This is a genomic window from Enterobacter cloacae complex sp. 2015409, from assembly GCF_041365315.1.
GTDB lineage: Bacteria > Pseudomonadota > Gammaproteobacteria > Enterobacterales > Enterobacteriaceae > Enterobacter > Enterobacter pseudoroggenkampii.
Genome location: NZ_JBFTVM010000001.1, coordinates 961,605 through 984,687, shown reverse-complemented (window position 1 = coordinate 984,687; position 23,083 = coordinate 961,605). Strand labels below are relative to the sequence as shown.

The window sequence follows — 23,083 nt, the reverse complement described above, 5'->3', positions numbered from 1 at the left end:
GACGTTAACTATATGTAAACAGGAAGATATCTATGTCACAACTCGTTCATTTCCAGGGCAACCCGGTTGCTGTAGCAGGTTCCATTCCGCAGGCTGGCAGCAAAGCGCAGGCTTTTACTCTGGTGGCTAAAGATCTGTCTGACGTCACACTGGCTCAGTTTGCGGGCAAACGCAAAGTACTGAACATTTTCCCAAGCATTGATACCGGCGTTTGTGCCGCATCCGTGCGTAAATTCAACCAGCTGGCGACTGAAATGGACAACACCGTTGTGCTGTGTATTTCCGCTGACCTGCCGTTTGCCCAGTCCCGTTTCTGCGGTGCCGAAGGCCTGAGCAACGTTATTACCCTCTCCACCCTGCGCAGCGCAGATTTCCTCGAGAAATATGGCGTCAGCATTGCTGAAGGCCCACTGAAGGGTCTGGCAGCACGTGCTGTACTGGTTCTGGATGAAAACGACACCGTCGTCTTCAGCGAACTGGTTAACGAAATCACCACCGAGCCGGACTACACTGCCGCGCTGGACGTGCTGAAAGCATAATAAGTCCTTAGCATTCTATACAACTTATTCTCAACCTCGCTGCGGCGGGGTTTTTTATTACTTCAAAGCTGAATCGTTAAAGCTTAAATGCTCGTAAGTCACATTAATCATGCAATAACTTAGGCAATATGTAACATGAGCGTGATCAATAACGCATAATAATCGTTAAAATTCCCTATTTTCATCCCCAGTGAAGCACATCACATTTCCCTTTTTGTCTAAACATTAGATTTGCTTACGAAAGAAAATAATCGTTTCAGCAAAAAGGATAATATATGAAGATTAAATTCGCTTTTACGCTCCTTGCGGTCCTGATTTCTGGTCATGCTGCGGCTAAAACCTGGGTGCTGACAAGCGCTGAAAGCAGCGTAGAGAAAGGAAACTGGAAGATTTCCAGTGACGAGCTGAAAGTTAAGGATCAAACGTTCAGCATTGAGCAAAAAGTCTTACATGGCGGTAAGCAGGAAGGCAGCAAAGTCATCATTATTAGCAGCAAAGATGGCCTCACCATCACCCTGAGCCCGACCCGCGGGATGAACCTTCTGCACGTAGAAGGCTTTGGCACCAGACTGGGTTGGAATTCCCCCGTCAAAGAGGTCGTTAATCCGGCTTATATCAATCTTGAAAGCCGCAACGGTCTCGGCTGGCTGGATGGTTTCAACGAGATGATGGTGCGCTGTGGCTATGAGTGGACAGGGCACCCGGTCACCGCGGACGGGCAAATTTATACCCTGCATGGCAGAGCCGGTAATACACCGGTATCGCAGGTAGAGGTCGAGGTTGCGGATGCCGCTCCGCATGAGATCCGCGTTCGGGGTTTAATCAAAGAGAGCACCTTTAAAAAAGCGGATCTGCAAACCATGACAGAACTGCGCTACGTCCCCGGAACCAACCAGTTCAGCCTGCATGATGTTCTGACCAACCATGCAGATTACCCTCATGATTACCAAATCATCTATCACAGCAACTTCGGCACGCCAATCCTCGAAGAAGGCGCCCGATTCCTTGCGCCTGCGGTGAGCGTGAGCCCATTCAATGACTACGCCAAAGCGGGCGTTAACGACTGGCAAACCTATGCCGGGCCGACAAAAGGCTTTGATGAGATGGTCTTTAACATTAAACCGCTCGCAGACAATAACCACGAAACGCTCGCGGCAGTGGTCAATAAAGCCGGAGATAAAGGCGCATCAATTCAGTTTGATACGCGCCAGCTGCCCGTGCTGACCTTATGGAAAAATACCGACACGCTGAAGCAGGGTTATGTCACGGGCATCGAACCGGGTACCAGCTACGCCTACCCCGTGACGATTGAACGCGAGCAGAAGCGGGTTAAGCAGCTGGAGCCAGGCGCCAGCGCGCAGTTCGATCTGACCTATACCCTGCTGCACAGCCCGCAGCAGGTGAAAGACGTCGAAAGCAGGATTGCGTCGATACAGGGAGAGACAAAAACAGAAATCGTTAACACGCCGATGGCGAAGGAATAAACGTAAAGTAAAAAGCCTCTTTGCAGAGGCTTTTTTGTTATTCGTCACCTTTCTTATGATTCAAACCGTACTCACGCAGCTTATTCGCGATTGCGGTGTGCGAGACGCCAAGACGTTTTGCCAGCTTGCGGGTGCTGGGATAGCTGCGGTACAGCTGCGTCAGCACAGAACGCTCGAAACGGCTGGTGATGTCGTCCAGCGACCCTTCCATCGCCTCTTCGCCTACCGATACCGTTCCGGCGTCGTAATCCGGCAGCAGGATATCCTGCGGACGCAGCTCATACCCTTCAAGCTGGGTCAGCGCGCGATATACGGCGTTTTTGAGCTGACGAATGTTGCCCGGCCAGCCGTAGCGCATTAGCACCGTGCCAAGATCGGCAGACAGCTTCGGACGCGGCACCCCCTGCTCGTCGGCAAAGCGGGCGACGAACAGCTCCGTAAGCGGCATGATGTCCTGGGGGCAATCGCGCAGCGGCGGAATATTCAGCGTCAGGACGTTGAGGCGGTAATAGAGATCTTCGCGGAAGATCCCCTTTTGCACCAGTTCAACCAGGTTTTTCTGGGTGGCGCAAATGACGCGCACGTCCACATGCACTTCGTGATCCTCACCGACGCGGCGGAACGTTCCGTCGTTCAGGAAACGCAGCAGCTTAGCCTGCATACGCGGCGACATTTCGCCGATTTCGTCCAGCAGCACCGAGCCGCCGTTAGCCTGCTCGAAGAACCCTTTCTTGCCTTCCGGCGCGTGACCAAACAGCTCGCTTTCAACGGCATCTTCCGGAATAGAGGCGCAGTTGAGTGCCAGATAGGGCTTAGCCGCACGCGGACTCGCCAGATGCACAGCATGAGCCAGCAGGTCTTTCCCGGTGCCGGTATCCCCGGTAATCAGCAGCGGCGCGGTCAGGCTTGCGAGCTTGCGCGCCTGATCAACCACATGGCGCATTTTCGGGCTGACGGCGATAATCTGGCTGAATGCGCCAACGTCCTGACTGGAGAGGTTTTGCAGCTGGCGACCCATGCGTAACGTCGAGCGCAGCATGATCACTGCCCCGGTCAACACGCGAGTATTCCCTTCCCCTTTCAGATAGACCGGCGTGATCTCCATCAGGAAATTCTGTCCGTTAATCACCACATGCTCGCTAAGCGTGTTCTGCGGATTGCTGTCCAGCCAGCGCTGGAAGTTAAAGCCGGGGATCAGCTGCGCGGCGTTATGATTGCTGAGCTTCTCCTGACTCTGCGCGAAAAGCTGGCAGCTCGCGTGGTTAACGCGCTCAACTTTGCTTTTCAAATCCAGGGAGAGGAACGGCTCTGGCATGGCTTCCAGCAGCGCGCTCAGGGCCAGATGCTCACGCTCAGAGGGCATCCAGGGAATGGTGCGTACATCCGTAACGCCAGCGATACGGCGGATTTCCGCCATCAGGCTGCTGAAGGTATTAAATTCAATTTCGGCAAAATTGAGGTAAATTCGCCCGACAGGATCGATCTCAATGCCACGTAAATCAATGCTACGTAAAACAAGAAGATCGAGTAATTCGCGGGTCAGACCGAGACGGTCTTCACAGAAGACTTCAAGACGCATGGGAAATTCACCGTTTTAAGCCAATAACAGTAAAATGATATGTCAGAACACGGTGATCCGGAAGATGGCTGTCAACAAATATTGACAGCCAGCACGATTAGTGAACAAAACCTCACGGAGTCGGTTTTTTATTGAGCGTCTCTTTGAGCTGGCCGATCAGCTCACGCCTGAAATCCCCCAGCCGGGGCTTATCGCCATCAATCCACGGCAGCGGACGGCAGACCTCCATCGCTTTAATCCCCAAACGCGCCGTTAATAATCCCGCGCCGATACCCTGAGCGGCACGGGCAGAAAGACGCGCCGCCAGATCCTGTGACATCCAGTCCATGCCCACTTCGCGCACCAGCTCACTCGCCCCGGCAAACGCGATATTGAGCAGGACCAGTTTGAACAGTCTGAGCCGACTGTAGTAACCCAGCTCTATGCCGTAAAGGTTCGCGATACGGTTGATCAGGCGCAGGTTACGCCAGGCGATAAAGGCCATATCGACCAGCGCCAGCGGGCTCACGGCAATCATCAGGGTGGATTCCGCCGCAGAACGACTGATCTCGCGTCGCGCCTGGGCATCCAGCACCGGCTGAACCATATGGGAGTAGAGCGTCACCACTTCCCGGTCATTCTGGGTTTCATGGATGGCGGCATACCAGCGCTGAAGCGCCGGATGCGACTGATCGATGCCGGCCTGGCTGGCCAGCTTTTCACAGAATGCACGACCTTTCCCGGTGCCGTGGCTGTGGAGCAGATCCCGCGCTTCATCACGCTCGTGCGCGCGCTGGCGCAAACGCCAGAGCCGACGCCACTCGGTGGCAACCGACCCGATGCCCGCCCCCACAATCAGCGCGCCCGCGGCACATCCGCCCAGCGCGACCCAGTCCTGAGTATGCCAGGCATTCATCGTCCACTGCACGCCCTGCCCAACCACGCTTACGCCAAACAGCGCCAGACCGGCGGTGACCATCTTACGCCACAGACTGCGTTTTGGACGCAGAGCGGCTTCCACAACCGCCTCCGCCGGCCCTTCTTCGACGCCAGGCTCCTCAGTCAGGGCCGGGGCAAAGTTATCCGCCTGCGTGCCGCTGAACGTCTGCGCGGTTTTGAACGCCTCCTGAGGATCCTGCTCAAGCGTTCCGGTAAAGTCTATGCGCGGTTTTAACGGTTCCGTCATCGCAATTTATCTCCAATCAAAAACTCAAGCGCCGCATCCAGACGGATATGTGGTAATGGCCTGTCGACGCTCATTGCCTGCGGGCGGAAGGCTTCAAACTGGAAGCCCTGGTTCTGCCAGAAGGCCTGACCCGGCAGCCGCGCAGGCACTTCGCCCGGATACACGGTAAGCGGTTCACCGTCGCTGAGCCGGTTCCCGCGTAATGCCGGTATTTTCTCACCGTTAAGGTCAATCAGCCCGCTTTGCGTCGCCTGCACGGACGCGAGCCCAAGGCAATCCATGCCGATCCCTTCGAAGGCGGCGTTTTGCCAGGCGTCCTGCACCAGCTGCTGCAGCAGCGACACCATATTGGCATGCTGGTCGACCGTGACGTGATCGGCCTTCGTGGCCGCAAAGAGCAGTTTATCGATTACCGGTGAGAACAGACGGCGAAACAGCGTCCGCTGCCCGTAGTGAAAACTTTGCATCAGCTGCGTCAGCGCAAGGCGCATATCGTTGAAGGCCTGTGGCCCGCTGTTAAGCGGCTGCAGACAATCCACCAGCACAATCTGGCGGTCAAATCGCAAAAAGTGGTTTTTATAGAATCCCTTGACCACTTTTTCACAGTAGTAATGGTAACGCTCACGCAGCATCCCTGCGTTAGTGTGCTTATCCGCCTGCGCCAGCGTCGACTCGCCCACCCCGTCCACATCCGGCCAGGGGAAGAACTGAAGCGCAGGCGCGCCCGCTAAATCACCCGGCAGAACAAATCGCCCCGGCTGAATGAAGTGTAACCCTTCCTGCTTGCACTGGTGCAAATACGCCGTCCAGGCGTCGGCAATGGCCGCCAGACGGTTCTCATCTGCCGTCGCAAGCGGGTCCAGACCTTCGCACAGCTGTCGCCATTTGGCCGACCACCCGGCGCGCTGCCCCTGCAACAGGCCCGTCATCTGGCGGGACCAGCTAAGGTAATCCTGCGCCAGCATCGGCAGGTCGAGCAGCCATTCGCCGGGGTAATCGACGATTTCCAGGTACAGCGTGGAGGTATCCTTGAAGTGGCGCATCAGGGATTCATTCGAGCGAAAACGCAGCGCGAGGCGAATTTCACTGACCCCTCGCGTCGGCGTCGGCCAGGTGGGCGGATCGCCATAGAGCTGCGCCAGCCCTTCGTCATAGGTAAAACGTGGAATACCAAAATCCCGCTGTGGGACGCGCTTCACGCCCAGCAGGCGTTCTTCCCGCACCGCGCTAAGCAACGGCAGACGCGCCCCGGCGTGCAGGTTCAGGAGCTGGTTTACCATCGCGGTGATAAACGCCGTCTTACCGCTGCGGCTCAGCCCCGTCACGGCCAGACGCAGATGACGGTCAACGCCACGGTTCACCAGTGAATTGATTTCGTTCTTAAGTCGCTTCATCGCCGTCCTTCGTTGCCTGGAAGCCTTGAATGCATGGCTTCAGAATACAATAAATGGGGGCAGATCGTTGATTATCAATTCTTATTTATTGCTATTGCCGTTTTCTCTCCAGTAAGATGAACGGCATTGCTGTCAGTCCGGAGTGAGTAAGGTGTATGTCACCCACCATCTATGATATCGCACGGGTTGCGGGCGTATCGAAATCAACCGTTTCCCGCGTTCTGAATAAACAAACGAATATTTCTCCCGAAGCACGTGACAAAGTGCTGAAGGCGATTGACGAATTAAATTATCAACCCAACAAACTGGCTCGCGCCCTGACCTCTTCAGGCTTCGATGCCATAATGGTTATTTCGACCCGTTCAACCAAAACCACTGCCGGTAATCCCTTTTTCTCCGATGTCCTTCATGCCATTACGGCTAAAGCGGAAGAAGAAGGGTTTGATGTTATTTTGCAAACCTCAAAAAGCAGCGAAGACGATCTGCTGAAATGTGTAAGTAAAATAAAACAGAAAATGATCAAAGGGATCATTATGCTGAGTTCACCCGCAAATGAATCCTTTTTCACCACGCTGGATGCATATGGCGTACCGGTAGTGGTTATCGGCAAAGTGGAAGGTGAGTATCAGAATATTTATTCCGTCGACACGGATAATTTTCATGACAGCGCCACGCTGACCGAAACTTTTATAAAAAACGGTCGGCAAAAAATTGCCTGTCTGCATGCGCCGCTTGATTATCATGTTTCGATCGATCGTCTGGCGGGTTATAAAGCCAGTCTGGAAAAGCACCATATTGCCATTAACCCGGACTGGATCAGGGATGGCGGTTATACCCATGAGAGCGCGCTCACAGCGGCTCTGGAACTGTTGTCGTCACCCACGCCGCCTGATGCGGTATTTGCGACCGACAGCATGAAGTTGCTCAGCCTTTATCGTGCGGCGGATGAGTTAAATCTGATGATCCCGGAGCAGGTGGTGATAGCCGGATACAGTGACCCGATGCTGTCTCTCATTTTAACACCCGCACCTGGCGGCTTTGATATCCCAACCCGAAAATTGGGGGAAGAGAGCTGCAATCTTCTTTTCAGGTGTATTGCGGGTCAGCCCGCCCCGCAAAAAGTGCTGGTTGATACCCACTTTTTGTTGGCTGCTTCCCTTCGCTAGAACCAGGGGCATACTGCCCCTGGCGTGTCGTCGGTCAGAACGCGTAGTTTACGCCAACCCCCGCATAGTGGAAGCGGTCGTTTTCACCCTCGTCATGATTTTCCCACTCATAGGCGTATTCCAGCGTCATGGATAAACCGTTGTTGAAGTCATAGGCGTACTGCATACCCAGTCGGTTGAAATTATGCCCTTCACGCTCAGGATCGTCCTGCCAGTCCCAGTTCGTCCAGCGATCAAGTCCCAGTCGAGTGTAAGGCGTTAGGGTCGTCTGGCCCAATGAAATAGGCAGATAGGCGCGAATTTCCTGGGTGGAGAATTCACCGTTATTACGGGTACTGTCCATATTGAAGCCGCGCTCTAAATAGTAATTCACTTTAGCCGCAAAGGTTTCGTTAATGGTCCATGTAAAGCCCGTTTCGGTTTCGACGCGGCTGTCAGCATAGCCGGTTTTTTCCAGATCGTTGGCAAACTGATACATGGCAAACCAGCCGCTAAACCGCCAGTCATCGGTTAATTTAATGTCCCAGTCAGGCTGAATTTTGTAGCGCTGCATATTCGCGCTACCGTCTTTGGCACCGTGTTCATCTTTAAAATGATAACTATAATTTCGGAAACCACCGGTCAGACCGAAAGTAAAATCATCGGTTCCGATAAAGCGATAGCGTAATTCAAATTCAGGACGGTCAAAATAGGTTCCACGGGTCATACTGCTGTAATCAACCGGCCCCTCCTGATACATCGCCAGAGAAATAGTCCACGCATCCCAGGTTGCATTAAACCACACGGAGGGTTCATATAATCCATCTTTATCGTCGGCCTGACCTTCAACGTTTTCTATTTCATACATCGCGCCAATATTAAATTCCCACTGTTTAGCTGTTTCTGATGCTTGTGCGCAGCTAACCCCTGCGCACAGAACGAGCGCAGCACTTCTTAGTAGAGTACCCATTAAATATTCCCTTTATAATTTACAAACAAAAAAACCGGAAATTTGCATTTCCGGCGAACACCTTTCTTATCTAATAGCCGCTTCGGTTTCAGCGTCGAAGAAATGGCACTTATTCATATCGAACTGGATGTCGATATTATCCCCTGCAGCATAATCATTCGCGGCGCCTGCGCGAACCACCAGTTCATGGCCGCCAACGGTGGCGTAGAGCATGAACTCCGCGCCGGTCAGTTCGGCGACGCTGACTTTCGCCGCGATGTTTTCACCGCTGCTCTGCAGAGTGAGAATATCTTCCGGGCGGATGCCAAAGACTACGGCTTTGCGCTGATACCCTGCGGCATTCAGTGAAGCGAGCGTGTCTTCCGGGATCGCCAGACGCAGCGTTTCCGTGACGAAATAGCGGTCATCGATAGCGCCGCGAATGAAGTTCATGGCTGGGGAGCCAATAAACCCTGCGACAAACATGTTCTCCGGTTCGTTGTACACCTGCTTCGGGGCACCGACCTGCTGAATAATGCCGTCTTTTAAGATCACGATGCGGGTTGCCATCGTCATGGCTTCCGTCTGATCGTGGGTTACATAAATCATGGTGGTATTAAGCTTCTGGTGCAGCTTGCTGATTTCAGCCCGCATCTGCACGCGAAGCTTGGCATCGAGGTTGGAGAGCGGTTCATCCATCAGGAACACGCCCGCTTCGCGCACGATCGCCCTGCCCAACGCCACGCGCTGACGCTGTCCGCCGGACAGCGCGCCGGGTTTACGCTTGAGGTACTCGCGCAAGCCGAGGATCTGTGCCGCCCAGTGAACGCGCTCTTCGATAACCGCCGGGGCGATTTTCTGCATCTTCAGGCCAAACGCCATGTTGTCGTAGACCGTCATATGCGGGTAAAGCGCATAGTTCTGGAACACCATCGCGATATCGCGAGACTTGGCGGGCACGTCGTTCATGCAAACGCCGTCAATGACCAGTTCACCCGCGCTGATCTCCTCCAGACCGGCAATCATACGCAGCGTCGTGGATTTACCGCAGCCCGAAGGCCCGACGAAGACGATGAACTCCTTATCTTCGATTTCGAGATTGAAATCCTTAACCACGTGGACCTGGTTATCGTAGATTTTCTGAATGTGTTTCAGAGACAGTTGAGCCATTGTTAATTCCTTATCAATACGTCCGGGATGCCCAAAACTCGGTCAGACATTTCCAGGTCAGTTCCCGCGTTGAATGAAGTTGTAATCCCGCATGGTCCAGGCCAGATCCAATCCCAACCGATAGCATTCCCGCCGCGTTGATCGCCTCAACGCCTGCAGGTGCATCTTCGATACCCATGGCCTCTTCAGGACGCACATTCAGGCCAGCACAGGCGGCGAGGAAGATCTCCGGGTCAGGCTTCGAACAGATAATGAGGGAAGCATCAGCGCAAAAATCAAAAGCGTGCTGAATGCCCAGGGCGCGCAAGATGCCAGGGGCATTCAGGGAAACGGAGGCGAGCCCAATTTTGACGTTCGCCGCACGGATATCCGCCAGCACGTCGCGAATACCGGGAAGCAGTGAATCTTCCGTCAGTGACGCCAGAGACTGGACATAGAACGCGTTTTTCTTCGTCGCCAGCGCCAGGCACTGCTCATCGCTAAACGTTCCCTCTTTCCCGCCATGCTTCAGGATGCGCTGAAGGGAATCCATGCGGCTAATACCCTTCAGCTGTTCGTTAAACACTTCATCGATGGTGATGCCGATTTCCTCCGCCACTGCACGCCAGGCCAAAAAATGGAGGTGTGCGGTATCGGTGATCACACCGTCCAGATCGAATACAACAGCCTTAAGCGTCATGGTGCACCTCCGTGGTAGCGGTCCCATTCACAGATGCAAGAAAGTCCTTACAGGCACAAACTTTATGCCCCGATACGTGTAGCGTTTTGCCCCACAGCGTCAGCGTGACAGGTGCCGAAGCTTCAATGGTTAAAACCTCGTTTTCGTACGTAAAGCGCAGCGTGGTGTTCCGCCAGCGCAGGGGGAAAGCAAGTCTTCGCCAGTGGGCTGGCACCCTGGGCGCAAGGTGCAGCTCCCCTTCCACTATCTGCATGCCGGCAAAGCCCTGAATGACGCCGGACCAGATAGCCCCCGTGGCCGCGGCATGAATGCCGTCGTCGCTGCTGTGCGGATCGTCGCCCAGATCGATAGCCACGCCGGCGCGCCAGAAGGCGTAGGCCCCTTCCGTATCGCCACAGCGGGCGGTCACAATGCCGTGGATGGCCTTGCTCAGCGAAGAGTCATGGATTGTGCGGGGTTCGTAGAACGCCAGATTGGCGGCACACTGCTGCGGGGTAAACCGCTCCGGTAGTAGATAATTAAGCATCACCACATCGGCCTGCTTAAGAATCTGCATCTCGTTCACTTCCGCGCGGGAATAATCGAGCAGAATGGTCTGCTTACCCGCTTTGGCTTTGTAGCGGCTCAGATCGATGGCAGGTTTTGCCATGAAGGTATCATCCTGGGGGATCACACCGTCCGCGTCAGCCTCTGGTAGCCATAAGCGCGCCAGGAACCGTGAAGCATTCTGCGTAAAACCTTCATCCTCGCGCCCAAACATCGCCATAAAATGGCGTGCGCAGGCAACGTTATGCCAGGCCAGATAGTTGGTATAAGCGTTGTTGTTCACATGCTCGGTGTATTCGTCCGGTCCGATGACGTCGTGGATTTCGAGACGGCCATTAATTTCCGTTGCGCGGCCCATCCAGAACGCAGCGGTTTCCATCAGCAGCGTCAGACCTTCATTCCGCATAAAGGCATCATCGTGTGTCGCCTGCCAGTAAGCGACGACGGCCCAGGCAATGTCCGCCACGATGTGGTGTTCCGCCAGCGCAGAGGCCACCTTCTGGCGCGTGCCGGTTCGGATGTTGATAGCCGCGAACTCCGGCGTCTCCTCTTTGCCGCTCGCGGCGCTCTCCCATGGGAACAGCGCGCCTGGCCAGCCGTTGCGACGGGCTTTTTCCCGCGCCCCGGCCAGGTTCAGCCAACGATAGCGCAACAGGCTGCGGGCGGCTCGGGGCCGCGTGAAGAGATGGAAAGGCAGCAGGAAAATTTCGGTATCCCAGAAGACGTGGCCTTTATACCCCTCGCCCGTCAGCCCCTTGGCGGCGATACTGCTCCGCTCATCATGAGCAGGTGTCATGGTGGTCAAATGCCAGACGGCGTAATCCAGCGCCATCTGATCCTGATACTCCGCAGAGTCCACTTCCACCCGAGCGTCACGCCAGACCTCTTCCCAGGCATACGACGAACTCTCAAGCAATGCGTCGTAACCTCTTGCCGCACAGACCTTAAGATCGGCCAGCGCGTTGCGAGCGAAAGAGGCCTGCGACAGTGCTTTATCACTGCGATGCGTCACCCAGACGATCTTCTCTAACGTGACAGTGTCACCCTTCGCGATCGTCAGCGAATGATGAACGCTGAGACGACGATTTTTGGCGGTGAAACAGCTGTCGCTCTTCGCTGAGAGCTGACAATATGCCGAAACAACAACTTCTGACGCACGGTCCTGCGTTTCATACACGCCCTGCATGTATTGCTGGTCAAACACTCTGACCGACATTTCATCCAGATGCTGTCTGCCGCTGTTCGTTTGCGTTGCATCAATGCCGGTTTTCAGCACGGCCTGCGTGACATCATCAAGCGGTGTGATCGAAAGCTGCATGGCCACAAGCGGCAGCTGATCCAGAGAGACAAAACGACGACTCTCCAGGCGATAGCGCTTTCCGTTGGGGGAGCGCCAGACGACGCGGCGATGAAGTTCGCCGTTGGCAAACGCCAGCTCGCGCTGCCACTCGAGAATTTCGCCTGACAGGAGCGTGAAATTGACGCCATCCAGCTCAACGTCAATACCGGTGATATCCGGCAGATTGATCAGCTCAGTGGTCTCGTTACGACCCGCCTGATGATAGAGACCCGCAAGATACATGCCTCGGGTTTGCTGGGTGTAATCTTCTTCATGCGCAGCGCGGATCCCCATGTAGCCATTACCGCAGGCCATGATAGAGGCGTATTTATTCAGGCTGTGTGGACAAAAGCCCGGGTCGGTTAATACAGACACGTTTAGCATAAGGTCACGCTTTCCCCTGTTTCTGCTGATTCATACAGCGCGGCGACAAGCTGCTGGATAACCAGCCCCTGCTCCGCATCAGCTATCGTGACGGGCTCTCCCAGCACATGCCGTACGAAGGCATCCATACTGCGCTTATGACGCTGGTCGTCAGCTTCTTCACGCTGCGTGAGGGTGACTAAAACACCGCCTTCATCGTTGTAGATGTGCGCCGGGAACAGCGTAGCGCCCGCCTTTTCACCGCAGAATGCGACGTTCATGATCGATTGCTCACGGATATTGAGCGCAAACGACGTGTCGAGGCGCAGAATGCCACCATTGCAGAACTCAATCGTGCCAAACAGGGCATCCTCAACGGTAAACTGCGTGGGATCCCACTCGCCAAACTGGCCGCTGCTTTTACGGTTTCCCAGCTTCTGGAAGCCGTGTGCCGTCACCTTTTTTACCGCCGGGAACCCCAACACGTACATTGCGGCATCGAGCATATGGATACCGATATCAATCAGAGGCCCACCGCCCTGTAGCGCTTTGTTGGTAAAGACGCCCCAGCCTGGAACCCCGCAGCGGCGTAGCGCCTGGGCCGTGGTGTAATAAACTTCTCCCAGCGCCCCCTTCATCACAGCCTCACGCAGCAGCTGCGTATCGAGAGCAAAACGATGGTGAAAATCATACGCCAGCACTTTCCCCGCCTTGCGCGCGGCCATGCGCATCCTATCGGCCTCCTGCGGCGTCATAGCCGGCGGTTTTTCACACATTACGTGGCAGCCCGCTTCCAGCGCGGCCATGACGTGCTCGAAATGGAACCGGTTAGGCGAACAGACGCTCACCGCATCCGGCTTAACCGCCTCGAGCATCTCTCGCGTATCCTGCCACACCGAGGGAATACCATGACGTTCCGCAAACGCCCGAGCCTGTTCAGGGTGGCTGTCCATGACAGCCACCATCTGAACATCACTGCGCGTGGCGTAATACGAGGCATGCACTTTGTCCGCGACCTGCCCGGCGCCAATGATGGCGACGCGCAGAGGCGAAGGTGTAGAAGCACTCATCACGCTCGTCATCCTTAGCATTCACGCAAATAAGTGAGGGAGTCCTGATAAGCCTGCGCCGGATCCTCGGCGCGGACACGGCACTCATACACCACGTAACCCTGGTAATCATCCGCACGCAGCTGATCGAACAGGCTGGCAAAATCGAGGCTGCCGCTGCCCGGCTGATAGCGGTGGTTATCTGCGATGTGCACATGGCCCAGCAGATTGCGGTGCTGATGCAGCGCATCCGTCAGCGAGTCTTCTTCGATGTTCATATGATAGAAATCGCCGATGATCTGCACGTGCTTCAGGCCGTTCTCTTCGATATAGCGACGCGCGTCAGCAAGGGTGTTGATCATATGATCCTGATAGCGGTTCAGCGGCTCCAGGTAGATGGTCGTCCCGGTACGCGCCGCGACCTCATCCAGCCAGCGCAGGGAGGCGCTTACCGTGTTGCGGTCTCCTTCCAGGCTGCGTGGGGAGGTCATTGGCGGGAGGCGGAAGGTAAACATTCCCCAGGCAGCAGGCACGATAATGCCCTTGCCGCCCACCTCAGCCAGCGCTTCCAGAATGCGTTCAATCTGCTTTAACCCGTTCAGACGACGTTCTTCGATGAAGTCGCCAATCCAGCCATCGTATCCACCGCAGGCCGTCGTCACCGGCAGACCGGTGGCTTTGATGGCCGCTTTTACCTCGGCGAGGTTTTCTACCAGCAGTCGGCCATCAATTTCATAGCCATCAAAACCCATCGCTTTGATGTACTCGAATTTTTCCATGATATTGGTCGGGAAAAAGGCCTGGTTTTGCGTTGCGATTTTCATGATGTGCTCTCCTTAGCTTAAAAAGTGACGCCCATTTTGATACTGAGTTCCGGGTGCTGATCGACATACGTCATGTAGCTTTCCGGGCTGGTGGTGAAGGTCACGACCGGGTCAATCAGATCCTCACAATTCAGATAGCCGTTCATCAGCAGTTCCCAGCATGTCTCTTCAATACGTTTACGGCTCCAGCGCGGGTAGTCCGGGTTGGGTTCGCTGCAGGCGCGGGAGAAGACAATCTTCGCGTTATTGAAATGCGCTTCGCGGCCGAGGTTAAAGCCTTCCGCGAACGGTTTTGCGAAGGCTACGTAGGAGATGGTGCCGCCATAGGCAAGTCCGCGCAGCGCGGACTGCAGTGCATCTGCATAGCCGCTGGTTTCGATGATCACGTCCGCGCCCTGCTTCCCGGTCAGCTTTTTAATTTCCAGACCGACATCAGTGCCGATTGGGTTCAGACAGTGGTCTGCCCCATGACGACGGGCGATCTCGCAGCGGTGTTCGATTGGGTCGACACCGATCACGACGGACGCCCCGGCTTTTTTGGCCAGCTGGACAGCAATCTGCCCAATCGCTCCCAGCCCCACCACGACTACAAAATCGCCGACCCGCACGTTGGCATCACGCACGCCGCTCATGGCGAACTGCGCCGGATCGTAGCAAACGGCGTTTTTCCAGGAGGCACCCTGCGGCATTTTGCGCAGCTTGTAGTTATTTACCGCGTTAACGATCACCGTTTCCTGCAGCGGTGCATAGCAGCAGACGCTGTCGCCGATTTGATATTCAGTGACGTCATCACCGCATTCGATAATGTCGCCAACAATCATGTTGCCCAACTGGAACTTACCGAATTCGATCCCGCGGGCCGTACCCTCTTCACGCGGCGTGAACATCTGCCACTCCGCGTTGAACTCTTCATCGATAAACGGACTGGCGGCGCGGAAATCCACCACTTCGGTACCGTGTTTCGGCGCGCCAAAGCGGGCGCGAATTTTCACTTCATGAACCGCAACCGGACGATCTTCATATTCCACCAGCGCCGCCACACGAGGCGCTGTCGCAACTAATTTTTTCATGACTGACTCCTTGTTAAAATTGGCCGCCTCAGCCCTTCACGCCACCGGCGGTCAAACCACTTTTAATAAAACGTTCAGACAGGGCGTACATGATGACCACCGGAAGCGCCGTCACCAGCGATGCCGCCATCATGCGACCCCAGATATAATCTGGCGTGCTAAAGAGCGTGTTCAGCCCGACCGGCAAGGTGAAATTGCTGGCGCTGGACAGGAAAATGGACGCAAACAGGTAGTCGTTCCACGCCACCATGAAGCAGTAGACAAACACCGACACGAGCCCGGAAATCGCCAGCGGCACGGTGATGCGGAAGATGATTTGCAGGCGGTTCAGGCCGTCCATCATCGCGGCTTCTTCGATCTCGTCCGGGATGGTGTCGAAATAGCTGCGGAGCATGAACACCGCGGTCGGTAACGTTTGGGTCACCATGGTGATAATCAGCGCCAGCTCGGTGTCGTAGATCCCAAGGGCAGTGATGATTTTGAACAGCGGCACCACCAGCAATATTCCGGAGAACATATAGACGGTGTAAAAACTCGCATTGATCGTCGTGCGGCCCTTAAAACGCAGTTTGGACAGGGCGTAGGCCCCCAGCGTGCCGAGAAATACGGCAATCACCGATGAGGTCAGCGACACCACCATGCTGTTTTTGAAGTAGTCCACAAACGGGAAAATCAGCGGGTTAAAGATGTCGACGTAATGCTGCAGCGTCCACGCCTGCGGCAATATGGTCGGGTTAAGCGATATTGCCTCTTTCGCACTCTTAAATGACGTCATTAGCATCACGAAGAACGGGAACAGCGTGATGACCAGAAACACCGCCAGCCCCAGATAAAAACCAATGCGGCTCAGTACGCGTTTATTTGTTGCCATTGAGGTTTACCCTTTTTCTGGTCAGCAGAATCACCGCGAAGATGATCACGAACAGCACGACGGAGATCGCCGCTGCTTTCCCCAAATCATTGAAAGCGAATGCCGTTTTGTAGAGGTAGACGCCCAAAATATCGACCTTGGTCGTCAACAGGTACACATCCGCAAACATGTAGAACATCCAGATAGTGCGCAGCGTCACCACCGTTGCCAGCACCGGCATAATCGCGGGTAGCGTAACGATTCGAAAACGCTGCCAGGCATTCGCGCCGTCCATTTCCGCCGCTTCATACAGCGACTTATCAATGGTCTGCAAAATCGCCAGGAACGAAATGAACGCGTACGGGAAGTAACGCCAGATGGCGAACAGCACCACCAGTACAAAACTGCTGCCAGGATTGTCGAACCACAGCGGCGCCTGGTCATACAGATGCAGCAGGTCAACGCCCAGATAGTTCACAATGCCGTAGCCGTTGTTGAACATGTATTTCCATGCAAACACCAGCGAAATGGACGGCGTAACGTAGGACAGAATTACCAGTGAACGCGCCGTTTTCCGCATACGGAATTCACGGTTAAAGAAGATCGCAACAGCCAGCCCTAGCCCCGTGCTGCCAATCACCACCAGCGCGGTGTACCAGAAGGTCATCCACAGCGAGTGCCAGAAAGCAGCATCCCCGAGAATGCGGATGTAGTTATCGAGCCCGACGAACACCGCATCTATACGCGGGTTCAGTGGCAGACGTAAGAAACTGATTTCAATATTGGAAATCATTGGCCAGGCCACCAGGCCCCCCAGCAAAATCAGGCTGGGGGCCAACAGCAGCATGGCGAAAGGCATATCTGAACGACCAGAAAACAACGTCTTCATAATTTCCTTCCGCAGAGCGCTCCTATCGTTGTGAAATCAGATCAGTCAGTCGCTTCTGGCTGTCACTAAGCGTGTTGCTGAGATCTTGTTTACCTACCGTGACGTTATGCACCATGGAACTGATGATGCCGGACCCGGTTACATCGCCCATGCGGGTGAAGTTTTTGTCGCCCACGGCACCAAACACCTGCACATTTGGGAACTGCGCAATTAGTTCGTAAGGCAGTTGCCCAAACGCTTTAATCACATCGTTGTTTTTCCAGGTATCAGTGCCCACCACCAGCTTGTTCACCGGCAGTGCCGCGCCAGGCGACATCATGACCCAGTCGGTTGCGTTTTGAGCCTGCTCCATCCAGGTCACAAACTTTTCAGCCGCCTGAGTTTCATCTTCGGTTTGACCGGTGGTAATCGTCAGCGACGTGACCATGCCGTAAACTGCAGAAGATGTTTCTGTTGGGACGACGAAGCCCAGGTTGGCAGGGTTTCCATCCTGGAATACCGCCGGCAGGATGTAGGTGGAGTAAACCGCCATCGGCGCAGAACCGTTCATGAAGGCATCTTTGATCTCCATGACGTCGTTTGAACCCGGCATGGTGGTCGCGGCCAGGGCTTTATAAAACGCCAGGGCCTTTGCCATTTCAGGGGTATCGATGTCGACGTTCCCTTTGGCATCAAAAACGTTCGCGCCGCCGGAAAGCGCAAACTGGGAGAATGCCTGCTCTGTCATCACGCTTTCCGCGGTGGGCAGCGCAATGCCGTAATGTTTTTTGGCCGGGTCGTTAAGGCTCTGGCTGGCTTTCAGCAGCTGTTCCCAGTTATGCGGCTCCTGGATACCCGCTGCAGCAAGCACATCTTTGTGATACCAGACGCCGGATAGCCAGGCACTGACTGGCACCCCCGTCCAGGCAGAACCATCTTCCGTACGCACAACACGCAAGATGCCGTCATAGAAGGTGTTCTCGCCTACCGCTTTAATGGCTTCACCAATAGCTTTGCGATCCAGCAGCTGTTCCTTGTCCATGACTTTCGCGTAGTCATGACTGACTTCAATTACCTCAGGCAGTGCGCCCGTTCTGGCGAGCGTAATAACCTTGGTGTTGTAGGCATCCTCTTCTACCGGCACCTGTTTCACCGTGATGCCGGGGTTCTCTTTCTCAAATTTTTCGATCAGCTTCGTGATAACCGCCTGACGCTCCTGCTCGACAGATGAGTGCATAAACTCAATGGTGACAGCAGACTTTTTGTCATCCTTGCAGCCTGATAACAGGGCGCACGAAACCAGTGCTGATATCAGCACAATTCTGGGCATTTTCATTTTTAAGGTCCTTTTTAGTTTTCTTTAATCCACAACACCTGCCATGGATATAGGGTCAGCGTTTTATCTGTAATATCTTTTCCGGCAATCAACTCCGTTCCGGATTGAATATCGGACTCCACCGTTTGAATGCCATCGCTGAAATTAAACAGCGCCGTTATTTTTTCGCCACAATCCGCCACGCGAACGATTTTTAATACATGCTCACCTGACGCACTAAAATAAGCTTCACTGTCAGGATGGAATGCTTTTTCCGCCCGACGCAGCGCGATTAACTGGCTTAATGCGCAATAGACCTGAGAGCGCAGGCTATTTTTATCTTCAAGCACGCTATCAATTTGTCCTGCAATGTATTTTTCACGATTTATCGCGCGGTTGTATCCCAGACGTTCAACACCTGCATAATCATTACGCGAGCCGAGAATACTCTGGATATAAACCGCGGGCACGCCGGGGAAACTTAAGAGGACGGCATGCGCCAGAATAAACCGGGCAATCCGATGGCTATCAAGACTGTCACGTGTACTTAATGCATCCAGATAGGTCACATTAATTTCATAAGGACTGCGTGTACCGTCCGGGTTATTTTTCCAGTTAACCAACGCCCCTTCAGCCTGAAGTTTCTCCACAAGAGAGAGGATTTCCGACTCAGGTAAAATTCCGCGCAACGGATTCAGACCAATCCCATCATGCGAGGCCAGGAAGTTAAACCAGGTGGTTTTCGTCGAAGGCAGCCTCAGCGACGCTGCCCACTGGCTCAGCGTCCGGACGTCCTGACAATGCACCGCATGCAATACCAGCGGCGGCAAAGAGAACTGATAAACCATCTGCGCTTCATTTTCACCGTCACCGAAGTAAGCGACGTTATCTTTATGCGGAACGTTCGTCTCGGTGATAATCACCGTCCCCGGGGCGACAGCTTCAGTGATAGCGCGGAAAAGCTGGATAAGCTGGTGGGTTTGCTCAAGGTGGATGCAGTTTGTTCCGGGTATTTTCCACATGAAGCCCACAGCATCCAGACGAATGTATCGCGCCCCTTCAATCAGGTAATGCAGCAACACGTCCACCATCGCGATCAGCACCTGCGGAGAGGCAAAGTTAAGATCAACCTGGTCCTCGCTGAAGGTGGTCCACAGGTGTCGCACGCTGCCATCATGCAGCGTGAAAGGTGTAAGAAGCGGTAAGGCACGCGGACGCGTCACCGCGGATAAATCTGTTTCAGGATCGACAGAAATAAAGAAATCATCATAGCCAGGCGTTTGCTTCAGATAATTAGAGAACCATTTACTTTTGGATGACATGTGGTTGCAGACGAAATCGAACATTAAGCTGGTGGACTGTTTTAATTCAGCTACATCTCGCCACGTACCCGTTTCAGGCGCAACCTCATGATAATCAATAACAGAAAATCCGTCGTCCGAAGACCATGGATAAAAAGGCAAAAGATGGACATGAGAAAAAGATTGGGAAAGCCATTTGTTATAAAAACGTGTAAAAACCGGCAGCGCCTTCTCCCCTTTCGCTGAAAACTGATCGGCATAGGTAATCAGAACAACATCTTTTTCATCCCATCCCGTTTTACGCTTCTCTGTAATAACAGAAGCGGCCTTTCCAATATTTTCCATCAGCACCTTAAACTGGGCTTCAGAAAACGTTACCCCATAAACAAGATTAATGAGTTCTTTAATTTTTGCCTTCATTTCATTTTCCATGGTAGCGGTCCCACGAAGTGGCAATCTACTCCCATGAAAAATATCTGTCAACGGACCGGGAAGAGGAAAAAGGTGATTGCAAAGCAGCTCAGCGTAATATTGTGAGCTGCCGCAAAGAAAGCACGGGAAAAAGAGAAAATGCGGTTAACCGTCGTCAGTCCCTCTCCCGGAAGGGAAAGGGCTAACGCCAGCGGGGGTTATTGGGATAAGTAGCGGCGAGAAAGCCGTTTTGCCACCTTTTGCAACAGCGGTTCGAGCGCCACGGCCAGCACCATTCTGACCGGCTTGCGGGCAACGGATTTTATTGCCCACCCCGCCACACCTGCCGGTCCGAACCGTAACGCGGTCAGCAGGACCAGTTTACCTGCGATTTTCAGGCCGGGTTTTACCTTCTGACCGGCCTGTTGCCAGTGTTGTTTCATCTCATCTCTCTCTTAAAGCTGACGAAAACGACTTCTCAGCGTAAAGGTATCCGACGTGACATAGCGTTCCATTTCCCGTAGCCGCTTCTCACCGGCGGCGAGTTGCGCATCAACCGCATTGAGAAGATCGCTGCTGGTGGGGGCACCTTCCGCAGCCAGTTCTCCTTCCGGCATCGGGTCAAGGACAAACGACAGGACGATATATGCCACCAGGGTAATAAACGCCAGTCCGAAGAAGATCGATAGCACCGTGACCACGCGCACCAGTTTTACCGGGACATCAAGATAATGAGCCAGCCCGGCACAAACGCCGCGCACCATGCCCTGCTGCGGAATACGCCACAACTTTTTGTTCAGATTCAGTCCAGACATTAACGGTCCCTCCAGTTTGGATGTTCAGCATCCAGGATGGCTTCCAGCGCCTGAATGCGTTCGCGCATTTTGTTCGCCTCATCGGAGAGCTGAACCAGACGCTGTTGTTCACTCTGGGAAAGTTCGCCCCGTGAAGAACGGTTGCTGTAGTGCAGCCATAGCCAAATCGGCAAAACGAACAGCACGAAAATTGTCAGGGGAATGGCCAGAAAAAGCGCGCTCATGTGTACTCCTTGTCTTACGATGCGGCACGCTCAGGTGCCGCAGGAATTATTATTGGTTGTCTTGCTTCATTTTGGCTTTCAGTGCCGCCAGCTGCTCGCTGATTTCATCATCGGCCTTCAGGTCGGCGAACTGTTGATCCAGCGACTTCTGCTTACCGATGCCGTGGCTTTCGGCTTCCGCTTCCATCTGGTCGATACGACGTTCAAACGATTCAAAACGCGCCATCGCTTCATCAAGCTTACCGCTGTCCAGCTGGCGACGCACGTCGCGGGAAGAGCTTGCCGCCTGGTGACGCAGGGTCAGCGCCTGCTGACGCGCGCGGGTCTCACTCAGTTTGTTTTCAAGCTCACCAATCTCTTTCTTCATACGGGTGAGCGTGTCATCCACCAGCGTCACTTCATGCTCGAGCGTCGCGACCAGCTCTGCCAGCTTCTGTTTTTCGATCAGCGCCGCACGAGCCAGATCCTCTTTATCTTTACGCAGCGCGAGTTCCGCTTTTTCCTGCCATTCGTTCAGCTGAGCGGTAGCTTGTTCAATACGACGCGTAAGCTGTTTTTTCTCCGCCAGCGCACGGGCGGAGGTAGAACGCACTTCAACCAGCGTGTCTTCCATCTCCTGAATCATCAGGCGAACCAGCTTCTGCGGATCTTCCGCCTTCTCAAGCAGTGAGTTGATGTTGGCGTTCACGATGTCGGCAAAACGAGAAAAAATACCCATAATTAAATCCTCATAGTTCTGTTATCGGGCTATGCCCTGCTGTACAGATAATACAAACATCATGCCAACTTTTTATCTTATTGATTTCACTGAGACTGATTGATTTTCATGCAGTAAAGAACTATTCTTGCCTGGTGAATATCGCTAAGGAGTGGTTAATTTCATCATGCCTGGATACAAAGACAATTTACTCGGCGAAGCAAATAGTTTTCTGGAAGTGCTGGAACAGGTTTCTCGCCTGGCGCCGCTCAACAAACCGGTACTGATCATCGGTGAACGTGGAACGGGAAAGGAATTGATAGCTAACCGTCTGCACTATTTATCCGGGCGCTGGGACGGCCCCTTCATTTCCCTTAACTGCGCGGCGCTGAATGAAAACCTGCTCGATACCGAGCTTTTCGGGCATGAAGCGGGCGCGTTTACCGGTGCCCAGAAGCGTCATCCCGGACGCTTTGAGCGCGCCGACGGCGGTACGCTGTTTCTTGATGAACTGGCCACCGCGCCCATGCTGGTACAGGAGAAACTGCTGCGCGTGATTGAATACGGCGAGCTGGAGCGCGTCGGCGGTAGCCAGCCGCTGCAGGTCAACGTGCGCCTGGTGTGCGCCACGAACGCCAACCTGCCGGAGATGGTGGCGGAGGAGAAATTCCGTGCCGACCTGCTTGACCGCCTGGCCTTTGACGTCGTTCAGCTTCCTCCGCTGCGCGAGCGCAAAAGCGACATCATGCTGCTGGCAGACCAGTTTGCGATTCAGATGTGCCGCGAGCTCGGACTGCCGCTGTTCCCCGGCTTCAGCGATTATGCACAGGAGACGCTGCTTGCTTACCACTGGCCGGGAAATATCCGCGAACTGAAAAACGTCGTGGAGCGTTCCGTCTATCGCCACGGCAGCAGCGAGACGGAGCTGGACAACATCATTATCGATCCTTTTCAGCGCAGCGTACCGTCTCTGACCGTGCCAACGTCTTCAGGCGATCACCCTACTCTCCCCCTTGATTTACGCCAGTTCCAGCACGACCAGGAGAAACAGCTGCTGGAGCAAAGCCTGAAGATGGCGAAATACAACCAGAAACGGGCGGCTGAACTGCTGGGTCTGACCTACCATCAGTTAAGGGCATTGCTTAAAAAGCATCAAATGCGCTGACAATATCAGCACTTAACCGCAGAGATTTTTACGGAGCATGGTCTGATTGATATTCTTCATAAGGTTTACAGCACTCTGCTGGCATCCTCACCCCGTTACTACCAAACATGCTTAATCACTAACCTGCCTGTAATGAAAATTT

General features: G+C 54.1%; 22 protein-coding genes. 4 read left to right on the top strand and 18 right to left on the bottom strand.

The window, feature by feature from the left end; all coding sequences use genetic code 11:
* Nucleotides 1-32: 32 nt before the first annotated feature.
* Together tpx and ACDO57_RS04680 are read left to right on the top strand one after the other, a co-directional pair.
* Nucleotides 33-539 carry a thiol peroxidase gene (gene tpx, locus ACDO57_RS04685; RefSeq protein ID WP_023335907.1) on the top strand — a complete coding sequence of 169 codons (507 nt, stop codon included), beginning with the start codon at nucleotides 33-35 and terminating at the stop codon, nucleotides 537-539.
* Between the two features lie 275 nt (nucleotides 540-814).
* Nucleotides 815-2,023, top strand: coding sequence for an aldose 1-epimerase family protein (locus tag ACDO57_RS04680; protein WP_024907154.1), 1,209 nt, complete (start codon nucleotides 815-817; stop codon nucleotides 2,021-2,023).
* Nucleotides 2,024-2,060: 37 nt separating this feature from the next.
* Here the strand turns inward: ACDO57_RS04680 and tyrR are convergent, their stop codons facing one another.
* The 3 genes from tyrR to ACDO57_RS04665 all read right to left on the bottom strand — a co-directional run bounded on the left by tyrR (nucleotide 2,061) and on the right by ACDO57_RS04665 (nucleotide 6,161).
* Nucleotides 2,061-3,602: a transcriptional regulator TyrR gene (gene tyrR / locus ACDO57_RS04675; RefSeq protein ID WP_023312028.1), complete on the bottom strand. Its 1,542-nt coding sequence runs from the start codon at nucleotides 3,600-3,602 to the stop codon at nucleotides 2,061-2,063.
* Nucleotides 3,603-3,714: 112 nt separating this feature from the next.
* A complete protein-coding gene (locus ACDO57_RS04670; protein WP_032647528.1) occupies nucleotides 3,715-4,767 on the bottom strand; it encodes a YcjF family protein in 1,053 nt (350 codons plus the stop codon).
* Entirely contained in the window at nucleotides 4,764-6,161 is a 1,398-nt protein-coding gene (locus ACDO57_RS04665) for a YcjX family protein (RefSeq protein ID WP_061714993.1), read from the bottom strand. The genes ACDO57_RS04670 and ACDO57_RS04665 overlap by 4 nt, the downstream gene beginning before the upstream one ends.
* Before the next feature lie 155 nt (nucleotides 6,162-6,316).
* Between ACDO57_RS04665 and ACDO57_RS04660 the strand changes: the two genes are divergently transcribed.
* On the top strand, nucleotides 6,317-7,327 hold the full coding sequence (locus tag ACDO57_RS04660; protein WP_061714992.1) for a LacI family DNA-binding transcriptional regulator: 1,011 nt from the start codon (nucleotides 6,317-6,319) through the stop codon (nucleotides 7,325-7,327).
* Nucleotides 7,328-7,361: 34 nt separating this feature from the next.
* On the opposite strand, the gene ACDO57_RS04655 is transcribed toward ACDO57_RS04660, so the two are convergent.
* The 15 genes from ACDO57_RS04655 to pspA form a co-directional block, all read right to left on the bottom strand.
* Nucleotides 7,362-8,276, bottom strand: coding sequence for an OmpG family monomeric porin (locus ACDO57_RS04655; protein WP_024907150.1), 915 nt, complete (start codon nucleotides 8,274-8,276; stop codon nucleotides 7,362-7,364).
* Nucleotides 8,277-8,342: 66 nt separating this feature from the next.
* Nucleotides 8,343-9,425, bottom strand: a complete 1,083-nt coding sequence (locus tag ACDO57_RS04650) for an ABC transporter ATP-binding protein (protein ID WP_061714991.1) — start codon at nucleotides 9,423-9,425, stop codon at nucleotides 8,343-8,345.
* Nucleotides 9,426-9,438: 13 nt separating this feature from the next.
* Nucleotides 9,439-10,104 carry a beta-phosphoglucomutase gene (pgmB, locus tag ACDO57_RS04645; RefSeq protein ID WP_032647535.1) on the bottom strand — a complete coding sequence of 222 codons (666 nt, stop codon included), beginning with the start codon at nucleotides 10,102-10,104 and terminating at the stop codon, nucleotides 9,439-9,441.
* Nucleotides 10,094-12,373 carry a glycoside hydrolase family 65 protein gene (locus ACDO57_RS04640; protein ID WP_370883576.1) on the bottom strand — a complete coding sequence of 760 codons (2,280 nt, stop codon included), beginning with the start codon at nucleotides 12,371-12,373 and terminating at the stop codon, nucleotides 10,094-10,096. Before ACDO57_RS04640 ends, pgmB begins: the two co-directional genes overlap by 11 nt.
* Entirely contained in the window at nucleotides 12,367-13,425 is a 1,059-nt protein-coding gene (locus ACDO57_RS04635) for a Gfo/Idh/MocA family protein (protein WP_370883575.1), read from the bottom strand. Before ACDO57_RS04635 ends, ACDO57_RS04640 begins: the two co-directional genes overlap by 7 nt.
* 11 nt (nucleotides 13,426-13,436) lie before the next feature.
* Nucleotides 13,437-14,225 (bottom strand): sugar phosphate isomerase/epimerase family protein, encoded by a 789-nt coding sequence (locus ACDO57_RS04630; protein ID WP_370883574.1) that lies wholly within the window; start codon nucleotides 14,223-14,225, stop codon nucleotides 13,437-13,439.
* Nucleotides 14,226-14,242: 17 nt separating this feature from the next.
* A complete protein-coding gene (locus ACDO57_RS04625) occupies nucleotides 14,243-15,295 on the bottom strand; it encodes a zinc-binding alcohol dehydrogenase (protein ID WP_208762967.1) in 1,053 nt (350 codons plus the stop codon).
* Between the two features lie 28 nt (nucleotides 15,296-15,323).
* Nucleotides 15,324-16,166 carry a carbohydrate ABC transporter permease gene (locus ACDO57_RS04620; protein ID WP_023335920.1) on the bottom strand — a complete coding sequence of 281 codons (843 nt, stop codon included), beginning with the start codon at nucleotides 16,164-16,166 and terminating at the stop codon, nucleotides 15,324-15,326.
* On the bottom strand, nucleotides 16,153-17,034 hold the full coding sequence (locus tag ACDO57_RS04615) for a carbohydrate ABC transporter permease (protein WP_022648300.1): 882 nt from the start codon (nucleotides 17,032-17,034) through the stop codon (nucleotides 16,153-16,155). Before ACDO57_RS04615 ends, ACDO57_RS04620 begins: the two co-directional genes overlap by 14 nt.
* Before the next feature lie 22 nt (nucleotides 17,035-17,056).
* Nucleotides 17,057-18,349, bottom strand: a complete 1,293-nt coding sequence (locus ACDO57_RS04610) for an ABC transporter substrate-binding protein (RefSeq protein WP_061714987.1) — start codon at nucleotides 18,347-18,349, stop codon at nucleotides 17,057-17,059.
* A 14-nt stretch (nucleotides 18,350-18,363) separates the two neighbouring features.
* A complete protein-coding gene (locus ACDO57_RS04605; protein WP_280924536.1) occupies nucleotides 18,364-20,061 on the bottom strand; it encodes a sugar phosphorylase in 1,698 nt (565 codons plus the stop codon).
* Between the two features lie 197 nt (nucleotides 20,062-20,258).
* Nucleotides 20,259-20,483 carry a phage shock protein PspD gene (gene pspD, locus ACDO57_RS04600; protein WP_023312043.1) on the bottom strand — a complete coding sequence of 75 codons (225 nt, stop codon included), beginning with the start codon at nucleotides 20,481-20,483 and terminating at the stop codon, nucleotides 20,259-20,261.
* Between the two features lie 12 nt (nucleotides 20,484-20,495).
* On the bottom strand, nucleotides 20,496-20,855 hold the full coding sequence (gene pspC / locus ACDO57_RS04595; RefSeq protein WP_008501237.1) for an envelope stress response membrane protein PspC: 360 nt from the start codon (nucleotides 20,853-20,855) through the stop codon (nucleotides 20,496-20,498).
* Nucleotides 20,855-21,079 carry an envelope stress response membrane protein PspB gene (gene pspB, locus ACDO57_RS04590; protein ID WP_023312045.1) on the bottom strand — a complete coding sequence of 75 codons (225 nt, stop codon included), beginning with the start codon at nucleotides 21,077-21,079 and terminating at the stop codon, nucleotides 20,855-20,857. The genes pspC and pspB overlap by 1 nt, the downstream gene beginning before the upstream one ends.
* Nucleotides 21,080-21,128: 49 nt before the next feature.
* Nucleotides 21,129-21,797 carry a phage shock protein PspA gene (gene pspA, locus ACDO57_RS04585; protein ID WP_021240283.1) on the bottom strand — a complete coding sequence of 223 codons (669 nt, stop codon included), beginning with the start codon at nucleotides 21,795-21,797 and terminating at the stop codon, nucleotides 21,129-21,131.
* A 166-nt stretch (nucleotides 21,798-21,963) separates the two neighbouring features.
* Here pspA and pspF point away from each other — a divergent pair, with 166 nt between their 5' ends.
* The gene (gene pspF, locus ACDO57_RS04580; RefSeq protein WP_024907141.1) at nucleotides 21,964-22,941 is read left to right on the top strand and encodes a phage shock protein operon transcriptional activator; all 978 of its coding nucleotides are present in this window, start codon (nucleotides 21,964-21,966) and stop codon (nucleotides 22,939-22,941) included.
* Nucleotides 22,942-23,083: the final 142 nt, after the last annotated feature.